11 protein-coding genes are annotated in these 13,372 nt (G+C 61.9%); 6 read left to right on the top strand and 5 right to left on the bottom strand.

Going from position 1 to position 13,372, the window contains the following annotated elements:
* Nucleotides 1–216: 216 nt before the first annotated feature.
* The 5 genes from ACQZ5K_RS19935 to ACQZ5K_RS19915 are packed head-to-tail and all read right to left on the bottom strand — an operon-like array spanning nucleotide 217 to nucleotide 6,045.
* Nucleotides 217–1,488, bottom strand: a complete 1,272-nt coding sequence (locus tag ACQZ5K_RS19935; protein WP_448741185.1) for a dihydrolipoamide acetyltransferase family protein — start codon at nucleotides 1,486–1,488, stop codon at nucleotides 217–219.
* A 2-nt stretch (nucleotides 1,489–1,490) separates the two neighbouring features.
* Nucleotides 1,491–2,504: an alpha-ketoacid dehydrogenase subunit beta gene (locus ACQZ5K_RS19930; RefSeq protein WP_059753514.1), complete on the bottom strand. Its 1,014-nt coding sequence runs from the start codon at nucleotides 2,502–2,504 to the stop codon at nucleotides 1,491–1,493.
* Nucleotides 2,505–2,506: 2 nt separating this feature from the next.
* On the bottom strand, nucleotides 2,507–3,745 hold the full coding sequence (locus ACQZ5K_RS19925) for a 3-methyl-2-oxobutanoate dehydrogenase (2-methylpropanoyl-transferring) subunit alpha (RefSeq protein ID WP_137004843.1): 1,239 nt from the start codon (nucleotides 3,743–3,745) through the stop codon (nucleotides 2,507–2,509).
* Nucleotides 3,746–3,789: 44 nt separating this feature from the next.
* On the bottom strand, nucleotides 3,790–4,917 hold the full coding sequence (locus ACQZ5K_RS19920) for an acyl-CoA dehydrogenase family protein (protein ID WP_448741184.1): 1,128 nt from the start codon (nucleotides 4,915–4,917) through the stop codon (nucleotides 3,790–3,792).
* 12 nt (nucleotides 4,918–4,929) lie between these two features.
* The gene (locus tag ACQZ5K_RS19915) at nucleotides 4,930–6,045 is read right to left on the bottom strand and encodes an acetyl-CoA C-acyltransferase (RefSeq protein ID WP_448741186.1); all 1,116 of its coding nucleotides are present in this window, start codon (nucleotides 6,043–6,045) and stop codon (nucleotides 4,930–4,932) included.
* A 231-nt stretch (nucleotides 6,046–6,276) separates the two neighbouring features.
* On the opposite strand from ACQZ5K_RS19915, the gene ACQZ5K_RS19910 reads away from it, so the two are divergent.
* The 6 genes from ACQZ5K_RS19910 (at nucleotide 6,277) to ACQZ5K_RS19885 (ending at nucleotide 13,302) form a co-directional block, all read left to right on the top strand.
* Nucleotides 6,277–6,750 (top strand): Lrp/AsnC family transcriptional regulator, encoded by a 474-nt coding sequence (locus tag ACQZ5K_RS19910; RefSeq protein WP_035221263.1) that lies wholly within the window; start codon nucleotides 6,277–6,279, stop codon nucleotides 6,748–6,750.
* A gap of 81 nt (nucleotides 6,751–6,831) precedes the next feature.
* The gene (locus ACQZ5K_RS19905; protein WP_448741183.1) at nucleotides 6,832–8,004 is read left to right on the top strand and encodes an isovaleryl-CoA dehydrogenase; all 1,173 of its coding nucleotides are present in this window, start codon (nucleotides 6,832–6,834) and stop codon (nucleotides 8,002–8,004) included.
* Between the two features lie 9 nt (nucleotides 8,005–8,013).
* Nucleotides 8,014–9,615: a carboxyl transferase domain-containing protein gene (locus ACQZ5K_RS19900; protein ID WP_448741182.1), complete on the top strand. Its 1,602-nt coding sequence runs from the start codon at nucleotides 8,014–8,016 to the stop codon at nucleotides 9,613–9,615.
* A 7-nt stretch (nucleotides 9,616–9,622) separates the two neighbouring features.
* Nucleotides 9,623–11,614, top strand: coding sequence for an acetyl/propionyl/methylcrotonyl-CoA carboxylase subunit alpha (locus tag ACQZ5K_RS19895; RefSeq protein ID WP_448741181.1), 1,992 nt, complete (start codon nucleotides 9,623–9,625; stop codon nucleotides 11,612–11,614).
* Between the two features lies 1 nt (nucleotide 11,615).
* Nucleotides 11,616–12,542: a hydroxymethylglutaryl-CoA lyase gene (locus ACQZ5K_RS19890; protein ID WP_448741180.1), complete on the top strand. Its 927-nt coding sequence runs from the start codon at nucleotides 11,616–11,618 to the stop codon at nucleotides 12,540–12,542.
* Nucleotides 12,532–13,302 (top strand): enoyl-CoA hydratase-related protein, encoded by a 771-nt coding sequence (locus ACQZ5K_RS19885; RefSeq protein WP_448741179.1) that lies wholly within the window; start codon nucleotides 12,532–12,534, stop codon nucleotides 13,300–13,302. Before ACQZ5K_RS19890 ends, ACQZ5K_RS19885 begins: the two co-directional genes overlap by 11 nt.
* Nucleotides 13,303–13,372: the final 70 nt, after the last annotated feature.

Genomic DNA, 13,372 nt, shown 5'->3' with positions numbered 1-13,372 from the left:
GTTCGGGCGTACAATCGCATGACCTCCGGGGTGGCCGCCTCGGAGGTCATCCAACGTCCCGAACAATAAAGCATAATTCCGACAGACAATTCCTGTGCTCGTCACAGGAATCCAGTCGACGCGCGCCTGCGCGGTGGAGAGAGTCCTTTCAGCCCAAAGACTTGGGCTGGCTGGATCCCTGTGACGAGCACAGGGATGAGGGAGCACGGATCGCCTTCACTCGATAAAAATAAGCGCGGGCTTCTCCAGCAATGCCTTGACGGCCTGGATGAAGACCGCCGCATCCCACCCATCGACAACCCGGTGATCGAAGCTCGATGAGAGGTTCATCATCTTGCGCGGCACGAAGCGCGTCCCGTCCCAGACCGGACGTGTCATGATCTTGTTGACACCGATGATCGCCACCTCCGGGTGATTGATGATGGGTGTCGAGACCACACCGCCCAAGGCTCCCAGCGAACTGATGGTGATGGTGGAGCCCATCAGCTCTTCCCGATGCGCCGTGCCGGTGCGGGCGGCTTCGGCGACGCGTGCGACTTCGTCCGCGCATTCCCAAAGACCGAGCGTTTCCGTGTGACGCACGACCGGAACGGTGAGGCCCGACGGCGTCTGCGTGGCGATGCCGATATGAACCGCTTCATAGTGACTGACGACACCTTTGTCGTCGTCAAAGGTGGCATTCATGCCGGGATGATCGGCAACAGCTTTCACCAGCGCGCGCATCAGGAACGGCAGGATCGTCAGCTTCGGTTGCCCGGAACGGCGGTTGCCGTTCATGGTCGCGCGCAAATCCTCCAGATCGGTCACGTCGACTTCCTCGACATAGGTGATGTGGGGAATGCGGGAGGCGGAAAGCACCATCTTCTCGGCAATCTTGCGCCTGAGCCCGGTCACCTTCACCTCCTCGACAGCGCTATCGTGCGGCGCTATGGGCTCGGGGCGTTCCGGCCGTCCCCGCACGGTTAAAAACCCGTCGAGATCGGCATGGGTGATATGCCCGTCCGGCCCCGTTCCCTTGACCTTGGTGAGATCGATATCGAGATCGTCGGCGCGCTGGCGAACGGCGGGAGACGCCAGCGGTTTATGATGCGGTTCGGCGGCGGGCGGCGGCGGCGCCTCCTCGGCCTCTCGCACCGTCGGCTGGGCTTCAACGGGTGGCGGCGTGTCCGTCATGTCGACAGGCGCTTCCGTCAGCTGGGTGGGTGCTTCCCCTTCCGGCACGCTGCCATTGGGAGCGGCGGCCGCGACATCGGTTTCGATGCGCAGGAGCGGCGCCTTCACCGGCACGGTATTTCCAACCGTCACGGCGAGCCAGGTGACGACGCCCGCCACCGGGGATGGGATTTCCACCGTCGCCTTGTCGGTCATCACCGCGGCCAGCACCATGTCCTCATGGACGAGATCGCCCGGTTTGACGTTCCATTCCACCAGCTCGGCTTCCGCCACACCTTCACCGACATCGGGCATCGTGAGAACAAATTCCGCCATAGTCAGGCCTCCATGACTTCGACAAGGGCGCGCCCGACACGGGCCGGTCCCGGAAAATAGTCCCATTCCTGCGCATGCGGGTAAGGCGTATCCCAGCCCGCAACGCGGACGACGGGGGCCTCAAGGTGATAAAAACAATGTTCCTGCACCAGCGACACGACTTCGGCCCCGAAGCCGGAGGTCAGCGTCGCCTCATGCACCATGACGCAGCGGCCGGTCTTGGAAACGGACTTCACGATGGTATCGAGATCGAGCGGCAGCAGGCTGCGCAGATCGATGATCTCGGCATCCACACCCGTCTCTTCCGCCGCCGCCAGCGCCACATGCACCATGGTGCCATAAGCGATGACGGTGACAGCGTTTCCGGGACGGCGTATCTCCGCCTTGCCGATGGGAATGGTGTAGTGCCCTTCCGGCACTTCCCCCATCTCGTGCTTGGACCAGGGCGTCACCGGCCGGTCGTGATGCCCGTCGAAGGGGCCGTTATAAAGCCGCTTCGGCTCCAGAAACATCACCGGGTCGGGGTCTTCGATGGAGGCGATGAGCAGTCCCTTGGCATCATAGGGGTTGGAAGGGACGACCACCTTCAGCCCGCAGACATGGGTGAAAAGCGCTTCCGGACTCTGGCTGTGCGTCTGCCCGCCAAAAATGCCCCCGCCGGTCGGCATTCTGAGAACGATGGGGCAGGTGAAATCGCCATTGGAGCGATAGCGAATGCGCGCCGCCTCCTGGGTGATCTGGTCATAGGCGGGATACATGTAATCGGCGAACTGGATTTCGACACAGGGCCGCAGGCCATAAGCGGCCATGCCGATGGCGGTGCCGACAATGCCGGATTCGCTGATCGGCGCATCGAAACAGCGGGTCTTGCCGTATTTTCCCTGCAACCCCTGCGTGGCGCGGAACACGCCGCCGAAATAGCCCACATCCTCGCCGAACACCACGACATCGTCGCTACGTTCCATGGACACATCCATGGCGCTGCGGACGGCTTCAATCATCGTCATTCTTGCCATGGTTACCACCCTGCCTTCTGGCGCTGGCGGGCGAGATGCGGCGGCATCTCGGCGTAGACGCCTTCGAAAATATCCTTTTTCGGCGGTTTGCCGCCCTCATGCAGCGTGCCGTGGCTTTCCGCCTCGCGCTGCGCCTCAAGCACCTCATCGGCAATTTCCGCCTCCGTCTGCCGGTGCCTTTCCTCCGACCAGACGCCACGCAGGATGAGGTGTTTCTTGAGCCTCAGAACCGGATCGCCCAGCGGCCATGCCTCGGACTCCGTCTTGGGGCGGTAAGCACTCGGATCGTCGGAGGTGGAATGGGCGCCGACACGATAGGTCACATATTCGATCAGCGTCGGGCCGAGATTGCGGCGCGCCCGTTCCACCGCCCAGCGCGCCACGGCATAAACGGCGAGATAATCGTTGCCGTCGACCCGAAGTGCGGGAATGCCGAAGCCCAGGCCGCGTGCCGCAAAGGTGCCGGAGCCGCCGCGCGCGATGCCCTGAAAGGTGGAAATCGCCCATTGGTTATTGACGATATTGAGAACCACCGGAGCCTTGTAGGTGGAGGCAAAGACCATCGCCGAGTGAAAATCCGACTCCGCCGTCGAGCCGTCGCCGATCCATGCTGCGGCGATCTTCGTATCGCCCTTGATGGCTGACGCCATCGCCCAGCCGACCGCCTGCACATATTGCGTGGCGAGATTGCCGGAGACGGTGAAGAAACCGTGCTCTTTCGAGGAATAGAGCACCGGCAATTGTCGCCCGTGCAGCGGGTCGAGCTCGTTGGAATAAATCTGGTTCATCATGGTGACGAGCGGGTAATCGTCGGCGATCAGCAGCCCCGCCTGCCGGTAGGTCGGAAAATTCATGTCGCCTTTGGAAAGCGCCTTGCGGAAGGCGCAGCTTACCGCCTCTTCGCCCAGATGCTGCATGTAGAAGGAGGTCTTGCCCTGCCGCTGCGCCATCAGCATGCGGGCATCGAAAGCCCGAAGCCGCATCATGTTTTTGAGGCCCACCAGCAATTCCTCATCCGAAAGCAACCCGGCCCAGGGTCCGACGGCCTCGCCCTGATGATTGAGGACGCGGATGATCGAATAAGCGAGATCGCGCATGCTTTCCGGCGCGGCGTCAACCTCCGGGCGCGGCACGGAGCCGGCCTTGGGTATTTTCACATTGGAGAAATCCGGCTCCCCGCCGGGCCGCACCGCAGGTTCGGGAACATGCAGGCTGAGACGTGGCGTTTCGGTTATATCCATTCTACTCCTCCCGTCGCGATCTCCTCCAGACCGCGAAACAACTCTCAAAGGTTCCGCGCGATCACCATCCGCTGGACATCGCTAGTCCCCTCGTAAATCTGGCAGATGCGTACATCGCGATAGATCCGCTCCACCGGATAATCCGCCATGTAGCCGTAACCGCCGTGAATCTGGATGGCGTCCGAGCAGACACGCTCGGCCATTTCGGAGGCAAAGAGCTTGGCCATCGAAGTTTCAGAGAGGCAGGGCTCTCCCGCCTCCTTCAGCGCCGCCGCATGCAACACCAGTTGCCGCGCCGCCGCAATCCGCGTCGCCATATCCGCAAGGCGAAACGCCACCGCCTGATGCTCCACGATTGCCTGCCCGAAGGCCTTGCGCTCGCGGGCATAATCCCGCGCGGCCTCGAAGGCGGCCTGCGCCATGCCGACCGCCTGTGCAGCGATGCCGATGCGGCCGCCCTCCAGATGGGCAAGCGCGATGCGATAACCCTGCCCCTCTTCGCCCAGCCGCAATTCGGCCGGTACCGCCATGTCGGTAAAGGCAATCTGGCAGGTGTCGGACGAATGCAGGCCGAGCTTTTCCTCGACCCGGATGACCTCGTAACCCGGCGTATCGGTCGGCACGATGAAGGCGGTGATGCCCTTCTTGCCCGCCGCCGCATCGGTGACGGCAAAGACGATGACGACATCGCCATTCTTGCCTGACGTTATGAACTGTTTTGCACCATCGAGAACATAGCGGTCGCCATCCCGCCGGGCGCGGGTCTTGAGGTTTGACGCATCGGAACCAGCCTGCGGTTCGGTCAGCGCAAAACCGCCGATCCATTCGCCGGAAGCGAGTTTCGGCAGGAATCGCTGTTTCTGGTCTTCGGTCCCGAATTTCAGGATCGGCACGCAGCCTACCGAATTGTGAACGCTCATGATGGTGGAACAGGCGCCATCACCGGCAGCGATTTCCTCCAGCGCCAGGGCATAAGCGACGGCACCGGTTTCCGACCCGCCATAGTCCTCGGAGACAAGCATGCCAAGGAAGCCGAGATCCCCCATTTCTTTCAATTCGTCTTTCGGGAACCGGCTTTCCCGGTCACGCGAAGCAGCCCCAGGGGCGAGCCGCTCGCGGGCGAAATCGCGGGCCATGTCCCTGATCTGCTGCTGGGCTTCGTTCAGGATCATCGCCGCCTCCCCTCAATGCCGCTCAATGCCAAGCGCGGTTGCTTCACCGCCGCCAATGCAGACGGCGGCCACGCCGCGCTTCAGCCCGTGACGCTGCAGGGCCGCCAGCAGGGTGACGACGATCCTCGCGCCGGAAGCGCCGATCGGATGGCCGAGAGCGCAGGCTCCGCCGTGCACATTCACCTTGTCATGCGGCAGATCGAGATCGCGCATTGCCGCCATCGCCACCACGGCAAAGGCCTCGTTGATTTCGAAAAGATCGACATCCCTCGCCGCCCAGCCGGTTTTTTCGAACAGCTTTTTCATCGCGCCGATGGGAGCCGTTGGATATCCCGCGGGTGCGTCCGCATGGGAGGCCTGACCGATAATGGTCGCCAGCGGTGAAAGACCCCGCCTTTCCGCTTCGGAGCGACGCATGAGAACGAGAGCGGCCGCACCATCGGAAATCGAGCTGGAATTGGCCGCCGTCACCGTTCCGCCATCGCGAAAGGCGGGCTTCAGCTGCGGGATTTTCTCCGGCCTTGCCTTGCCCGGCTGCTCGTCCACAACAACATCGCCGACAGGCGCTATTTCCGCTTCGAAGGCTCCTTCCGCTATGGCGCGACGCGCCCGCTCCAGCGAGGCGAGCGCATAATCATCCTGCATGGCGCGGGTGAATTGATAGGTTTCAGCGCAATCTTCCGCGAAAGTGCCCATCAGCCGGCCCTTGTCATAGGCATCCTCGAGACCGTCGAGAAACATATGGTCGATGACCTTGCCATGACCGAGACGATAGCCATTTCGGGCGCGATCCAGCAAATAGGGCGCATTGCTCATGCTCTCCATACCGCCCGCAAGCACGATGGAAGAGCTTCCCGCCGCGATCTGGTCATGGCCCAGCATGATCGCCTTCATGCCCGAGCCGCACATCTTGTTGATGGTCGTCGCGCCAATCGAATTGGGAATGCCGGCGGCAATGGCTGCCTGTCTGGCGGGCGCCTGCCCCTGCCCGGCCGTAAGCACACAGCCCATCAATACATCATCAATATCAGAAACCGGAACAGCGGCCCGTTCGACGGCCGCACGGATCGCCGCGGCCCCAAGATCGGGCGCAGCCACCGATTTGAATTCGCCCTGGAACCCACCCATAGCAGTACGGGCGGCCCCGACGATCACGACAGGGTCATGCACAGCCAAATTCACCTCCCTTGGCCATTCTCCCGCTTGAGAGAACGACCGTCATCGCAACCTCCTCCAGACCGCGACTGAGGTGAACGCTATCACTATCTCGAATTCATTTCAAAGCTATTTTGATTGACAGTTTTTTGATTGACGATATCTTTGATCCAACAATTAGTCATATCATAGAGCAAATGATCCATGATTGAGCTCGACAGTTTCGACCGCAAGATTCTGCATGTGCTCGGCGATGACGGGCGGGTGAGCTGGCGCGATCTGGCGGCCCGCATCGGTCTTTCCTTCACGCCAACGCTGCGCCGTGTACGCAAACTGGAAGAGGAAGGCATCATTCGCGGCTATACCGCCGTGTTCGATGAGAACCGGCTGCTCGGCAATATGGGCGTCTTCATCTCCGTCACTCTGGAACGGCAGATCAAGGAAGCGCTGACGACCTTCGAACACCATGTCGCATCCATTCCGGAAGTGGTCGGCGGTTATCAGACCAGTGGCAGTTCGGATTATCTGATCCACGCCATGGTGCGGGATTTGCCGCATTATCAGGAACTTCTGGATTTCCTGACCACGGTTCCCGGCGTGTCGCGCATCCAGTCCAATTTCGCCATCAAGACATTCGTGCGCCGTTCCGCCGCCTTCACCGGGGGTGACGCGCCGTAAATCAAGGGCTGCCGGCGCGGAGGAGGTGCCGGCCGCTGACAAAAGGGACGGCGGCAAAAGCCGTCCGGAGGAGGAGACGCGATGAGTTTGAACCTCGCCGCCATTTTCGATGCCGATCTCGGCCCGGAAATCGCAGCATTGCGCGACAGCGCAAGCGCATTCGCAGACGATAAAATCGCCCCTTTGGCGGCGGAGATCGACCGCGACGACCGTTTTCCACGCAAGCTCTGGCCAGAAATGGGTCAGCTCGGTCTGCACGGCATCACTGTTTCGGAAGAATTCGGCGGCGCCGACATGGGCTATCTCGCCCATTGCGTGGCGATGGAAGAGATAAGCCGGGCTTCCGCTTCCATCGGCCTTTCCTACGGCGCCCATTCCAACCTCTGCATCAACCAGATTCACCGCTGGGGAACGGATGAGCAGAAGCACAGATATCTGCCGAAACTCGTCTCCGGCGAACATGTCGGTTCGCTCGCCATGAGCGAGACGGAAGCCGGTTCGGATGTCGTGTCGATGCGGCTGAAGGCGGAGCGCAAGGGTGACCACTATGTGCTGAACGGCGCGAAGATGTGGATCACCAATGGCCATGAGGCCGATACGCTGGTGGTCTACGCCAAGACGGATATGTCCGCCGGCCCACGCGGCATCACCGCCTTCCTGATCGAAAAGGGCTTCAAGGGTTTTCGCCCGGCCCAGAAACTCGACAAGCTCGGCATGCGCGGCTCGCCCACGTCTGAACTGGTTTTCGAGGATTGCGAGGTGCCGGAAGAGAACATTCTCGGCCGTTTGAATGACGGCGTGACGGTGCTGATGAGCGGGCTGGATTACGAGCGCGCCGTGCTGGCCGCCGGCCCGGTTGGCATCATGCAGGCGGCCATCGATCTGGTGCTGCCCTATGCGCGTGAGCGCAAGCAATTCGGCAAGCCGATCGGCGAATTCCAGCTGGTGCAGGGAAAGCTCGCCGATATTTATTCGGCCATGAATGCATCGCGCGCCTATGTCTATGCCGTGGCGCGGGCCTGCGACAATGGCCGCATCACAAGACAGGATGCAGCGGGCGCAATCCTGTTCGCCGCCGAACGGGCGACACAGGTGGCGCTGGATGCCATCCAGCTTCTCGGCGGCTCCGGTTATGTCAATGAAAGCCCGGCCGGACGGCTGCTGCGCGACGCCAAGCTCTATGAAATCGGCGCGGGCACCAGCGAAATCCGCCGGATGCTGATCGGCCGCGAACTGGTCAAGGGCAACGGGTGAGGACACGCGATGAAGCTTACTTCCAGTCTGAACCGCGACCCCACCTTCGCTGCCAATGTCGACTTCATGTCCGGTCTGGTGGATGACCTGCGGCACCACGTCGAAAAAATCTCCAGAGGCGGCGGCGACAAGGCCCGTGAACGGCATCTTTCCCGCGGCAAATTGCTGGCGCGCGACCGGATCGAAGCCCTTCTCGATCCCGGCAGTCCATTCCTGGAATTCTCGCAATTCGCGGCTTACGAGGTCTATGACGAACCCGTTCCCGCCGCCGGCATCGTCACCGGCATCGGTCGGGTCTCGGGCCGGGAATGTGTGATCGTCGCCAATGATGCGACGGTGAAAGGCGGCACCTATTATCCGCTGACGGTGAAGAAACATCTGCGCGCGCAGGAAATCGCCACGGAGAACCGCCTGCCCTGCATCTATCTGGTGGATTCCGGCGGCGCCAACCTGCCCAATCAGGACGAGGTGTTTCCCGACCGTGATCATTTCGGCCGCATCTTCTATAATCAGGCCAATATGTCGGCGGAAGGCATCGCCCAGATTGCCGTGGTGATGGGCAGTTGCACGGCGGGCGGGGCCTATGTGCCCGCGATGAGCGACCAGTCCGTCATCGTCAAAAATCAGGGCACGATCTTTCTCGGCGGCCCGCCGCTGGTGAAGGCCGCCACCGGCGAGGTGGTGAGCGCGGAAGAACTTGGCGGCGCCGACGTGCACTCCCGCCAATCCGGCGTTACCGATCACTACGCCAATAACGACCGCCATGCGCTGGCGCTGACCCGGCGGATCGTATCCACCCTCAATCGCCGCAAACAGGTGGAGCTGGATATTCGCGAGCCGACGGAGCCGCTTTATCCGGCTGAAGAGCTCTATGGCATCGTTCCCGCCGATACGCGAAAACCCTTCGAGGTGCGGGAGATCATCGCGCGTCTGGTGGACGGTTCCGAATTCGATGAGTTCAAGGCGCTTTACGGCACGACTTTGGTCTGCGGTTTTGCCCATATCCACGGTTATCCTGTCGGCATCATCGCCAATAACGGCATTCTGTTTTCGGAATCGGCGCTCAAAGGCGCGCATTTCATCGAACTCTGCTGCCAGCGCGGCATTCCCCTGGTTTTCCTGCAAAACATCACCGGTTTCATGGTCGGCAAGGCCTATGAGGCGGGCGGCATCGCCAAGGATGGCGCCAAGCTCGTTACCGCCGTCGCCTCGGCAAAAGTGCCGAAATTCACCGTCATCATCGGTGGCTCCTTCGGCGCCGGCAATTATGGCATGTGCGGCCGCGCCTATTCCCCACGCTTTTTATGGATGTGGCCCAATGCCCGCATTTCGGTGATGGGCGGCGAACAGGCGGCGTCCGTTCTGGCGCAAATCCGCCGCGACGGCATCGAGGCCGATGGCCGCCACTGGTCGAAGGAAGGCGAAGAGGCGTTCAAACAGCCGATCCGGGAAAAATACGAACGAGAAGGCCATCCCTATTACGCCAGTGCAAGGCTGTGGGACGATGGCATCATAGACCCGAAGGATACACGCCTCGTGCTTGGGCTTGGCCTCTCCGCCGCGCTCAATGCACCGATTGAGCCCACCCGTTTCGGCATATTCAGGATGTGAGGCGACCATGTTCTCGAAAATACTGATCGCCAACAGGGGCGAAATCGCCTGCCGCATCATCCGCACCGCCGCCAAGATGGGTATCCGCACGGTCGCCGTTTATTCGCACGCCGACCGTGACGCCATGCATGTGGCGCTTGCCGACGAGGCCATCGCCATCGGCCCTGCCCCTGCGCGAGCCTCCTATCTCGACGGCGAAAAAATCATCGCCGCCGCAAAAGCCCGCGGCGCGCAAGCCATTCATCCGGGTTACGGTTTCCTTTCGGAAAATGCCGGTTTCGCCGAAGCCTGCGCCGCCGCCGATCTCGTTTTCATTGGCCCGCCTGCAGCGGCAATCCGCGCCATGGGTGGGAAAAGCGAGGCGAAGGCGCTGATGGCAAAAGCCGGCGTTCCGGTCGTTCCCGGCTATCACGGTAAGGATCAGGCGCAGGAACGGTTGGGCAACGAAGCGGACGCCATAGGTTATCCCGTTCTGCTCAAGGCCTCGGCCGGCGGCGGCGGCAAGGGTATGCGCATCGTACGGAAAAAGCGCGAATTTGCGGCGGAGCTTGCGGGCGCAAAACGCGAAGCGCTGGCCGCCTTCGGCAACGACCGCATGCTGATCGAAAAATACCTTGAACGCCCGCGCCATGTGGAAGTGCAGGTCTTTGCCGACGGCCACGGCAATTGCGTTTCGCTTTTCGAGCGCGACTGCTCGATCCAGCGCCGGCACCAGAAGGTCATAGAGGAAGCCCCTGCCCCCGGCCTGCCCGATGCGCTTCGGCAGCGCATGTATGAAGCGGCGGTCGCCGCCGCCCGCGCCATCGATTATCGCGGCGCGGGAACGGTGGAATTCCTGCTCGACCCTTCCGGCGACTTCTATTTCATGGAAATGAATACGAGGCTTCAGGTCGAACATCCGGTCACGGAATATATTACCGGTCTCGACTTGGTCGAATGGCAGATACGCGTCGCCAACGGAGAGGCCCTGCCGGAAGACTGGACCGGTCTCAGCATAAACGGCCATGCCATCGAGGCGCGGATTTATGCCGAAGACCCGGCGCATGATTTCCTGCCGTCGATCGGCACCATCAACCATCTCGTTTTTCCCGATCAGGGCCCTCACGTCAGGATCGACAGCGGCATCCGCGCCGGCGACGCCATCACCGTGCATTACGATCCGATGATCGCCAAGCTGATCGTCTGGGACCGAGATCGCCCCTCGGCGGTGCGACGTCTGCGGTTGGCGCTCGAAAATCTGGCGATCTGCGGCGTCACCAGCAATGCCGCCTTTCTGACGCGGCTTGCGGAACTGGCGGCCTTCGCGAACGCCGATCTCGATACCGGCTTCATCGCCCGTAATGAAGCGGCGCTGTTTGCTCCGGCAGCAACGGACAGGAACGAGATAGCCATGGCCGCGCTTGGCCTGCTGCTTGCGCGGCAAAAAAACGGAAAGCCGGGTTCCCAGGCCGATCCCCATAGCCCATGGAACACGACGGCCGCCTTCCGCCTCAACGCGCCGGCAAGGGAAACGCTGTATTTCGTGTTTGACAACCAGCCGCTTGGCGTCGGCGTCACGCACGCGGCGGACGGCTTTTCGCTGGAGATCGACGGACGGGCGATCAGCGCCCATGGCAACCTTTTCGAGGACGGTAAATTCCGTGCGACCGTGGAAGATAAGAAAAGACAGGGCCATTTCTTTGCAGAGGATGGCCGTTACGCGCTTTTTCTGGGTGGCGAACATTATCGCATCAGCCAGCCGGATCCTGTCGATGTCGCGGATTCCGCTCCCCATACCGGCGGTCTGGAAGCACCCATGCCCGGCGTCATCCGCGCCTTGCTGAGCAGCAACGGTGCCGCGGTTGAGGCCGGCGAGGCCCTTGTGGTGATGGAGGCGATGAAAATGGAGCACACGATCCGCGCGCCGGCGAAAGGCACCGTCACGGCCATCAATTGCAACGAGGGCGATATGGTCGCGGCCGGTGCGGTGCTGGTGGATTTCGAGCCGGAGGGCGGCTGAGATGAGTTGGCCGCGAAAGGTAAAAATCGTCGAAGTGGGCGCGCGTGATGGCTTGCAGAACGAAAGCGCCGAGGTTCCAGCCGCCATCAAGATCGAGCTGATCGAACGGCTGGCCGCAGCCGGATTGACGGCGGTGGAAGCGGGTGCTTTCGTCTCACCCAAAAAAATGCCGCAAATGGCGGGTTCGAAAGAGGTGTTCCAGGGCCTCGAAAGGCGACCCGGCACCGCCTATCCGGCGCTCGTTCCCAATATGAAAGGTTTCGAGGCCGCCCTTGAAGCCGGCGTGACGGAAATCGCCGTTTTCGTCTCCGCATCCGAAGGGTTCAGCCAGCACAATATCGGCTGCTCGCGCGCCGAAAGCCTCGAGCGCCTGCGCGATGTCGCATCAGCCGCGGCCGGCCGGAACATCCTCATGCGCGGTTACGTCTCCTGCATAGCCGGCTGCCCCTATGACGGTACGGTTGCACAAGATGAGGTGGCGGCGATGGCCGAAGCGCTCATCGCGCTTGGCTGTTACGAAATTTCGCTCGGCGATACGATCGGCGTCGGCACGGCGGACCAGATTCGCAATCTCATCAAGCGGGTGTCTGCCCGCATCCCGCGTGAAAAACTCGCCATGCATTTCCATGATACCTATGGGCAGGGCGTCGCCAACGTGCTGGCCTCGCTGGATGAAGGTATCTCCGTCTTCGACAGTTCGGTGGCCGGGCTGGGCGGCTGCCCCTTTGCGCCGGGCGCCAGCGGCAATGTCGCCACCGAAGACGTCGTTTATCTGCTGCACGGGCTTGGCATTAAAACCGGTATCGACCTGATGACGGTGGCGAAAACCGGAGACTGGATCAGCCGGCATCTCGGCAGACCGAATGCGGCCCGCGCCGGCAAGGCGCTGCTTGCAGCAAGACAGGAGGGTGACGCGCATGGCGGATGAACTGCTGAGCGAAAGGCGCAGGGACGTTCTCTGGCTGACGCTCAACCGGCCGGAGGTGCACAATGCCCTGAATGCCGCGATGACGGACGCGCTGACGACGGCCATCCGCACGGCATCTGGCAACCACGCCCTGCGCGCCGTGGTGATAACGGCCGCGGGAGACCGCAGCTTCTGCTCCGGAGCCGATCTGAAGGAAAGCGCTGGCGGCATGTTCCTCTCGCGGGATGGAACCAACCCTATCGCCGATGTGATGCGTGCCATCGAGGGCTGCGACAGGCCCGTCATCGCCCGCATCAACGGCCGGGTTCTGGCCGGCGGGCTTGGCCTCGTCGCCGCCTGCGATCTCGCCTATGCCGCCGACAATGCCGAATTCGGCCTGCCGGAAGTCCGCGTCGGGCTTTTCCCGGCCATGGTGGCGGCGAAGCTTCTGGCAAAGATTCCCCTTAGCCAGCTTCAGGAAATGGCCTATCTCGGCGCTGCGATAAACGCCGCTGATGCGGAGCGCCTTGGCCTCGTCAATCGGGTTGTCCCGTCGGCGGAACTCGATGGCGTGGTCGAGGATGTTCTAGCACGGTTGCGGCAGAATGCGCCGGGCGCCATCGCGGCCGGAAAAGCGGCGTTGCTGACGATGCGCGATATGCCATCCAGCGAGCGGCTCGCCTTTGCCGAAAACGTCATCGCCACGATCAGCGGCAGCGACGAGGCGCGGGAGGGGCGATTGGCCTTTGCCGAAAAAAGGAAACCGCTCTGGGTGGAGTGATCGCCGCCATCTGTCCGAGCACCGGTTTTCTCGAAAGTCGTCATAGGGTTAATCGATATAATCCCGGTGC

This window comes from Agrobacterium sp. 22-226-1, from assembly GCF_053522345.1.
Note: the sequence above shows the minus strand (reverse complement) of the source record. Positions and strands in the feature narration are given on the sequence as shown.

Excerpts from the sequence above, each read along its gene's own strand:
- ACQZ5K_RS19920 (WP_448741184.1), bottom strand. The coding sequence starts at position 4,917 with ATGATCCTGAACGAAGCCCAGCAGCAGATCAGGGACATGGCCCGCGAT.
- ACQZ5K_RS19890 (WP_448741180.1), top strand. The coding sequence starts at position 11,616 with ATGAGTTGGCCGCGAAAGGTAAAAATCGTCGAAGTGGGCGCGCGTGAT.
- ACQZ5K_RS19935 (WP_448741185.1), bottom strand. The coding sequence starts at position 1,488 with ATGGCGGAATTTGTTCTCACGATGCCCGATGTCGGTGAAGGTGTGGCG.
- ACQZ5K_RS19885 (WP_448741179.1), top strand. The coding sequence starts at position 12,532 with ATGGCGGATGAACTGCTGAGCGAAAGGCGCAGGGACGTTCTCTGGCTG.
- ACQZ5K_RS19925 (WP_137004843.1), bottom strand. The coding sequence starts at position 3,745 with ATGGATATAACCGAAACGCCACGTCTCAGCCTGCATGTTCCCGAACCT.
- ACQZ5K_RS19915 (WP_448741186.1), bottom strand. The coding sequence starts at position 6,045 with ATGGGTGGGTTCCAGGGCGAATTCAAATCGGTGGCTGCGCCCGATCTT.
- ACQZ5K_RS19930 (WP_059753514.1), bottom strand. The coding sequence starts at position 2,504 with ATGGCAAGAATGACGATGATTGAAGCCGTCCGCAGCGCCATGGATGTG.
- ACQZ5K_RS19900 (WP_448741182.1), top strand. The coding sequence starts at position 8,014 with ATGAAGCTTACTTCCAGTCTGAACCGCGACCCCACCTTCGCTGCCAAT.
- ACQZ5K_RS19910 (WP_035221263.1), top strand. The coding sequence starts at position 6,277 with ATGATTGAGCTCGACAGTTTCGACCGCAAGATTCTGCATGTGCTCGGC.
- ACQZ5K_RS19905 (WP_448741183.1), top strand. The coding sequence starts at position 6,832 with ATGAGTTTGAACCTCGCCGCCATTTTCGATGCCGATCTCGGCCCGGAA.
- ACQZ5K_RS19895 (WP_448741181.1), top strand. The coding sequence starts at position 9,623 with ATGTTCTCGAAAATACTGATCGCCAACAGGGGCGAAATCGCCTGCCGC.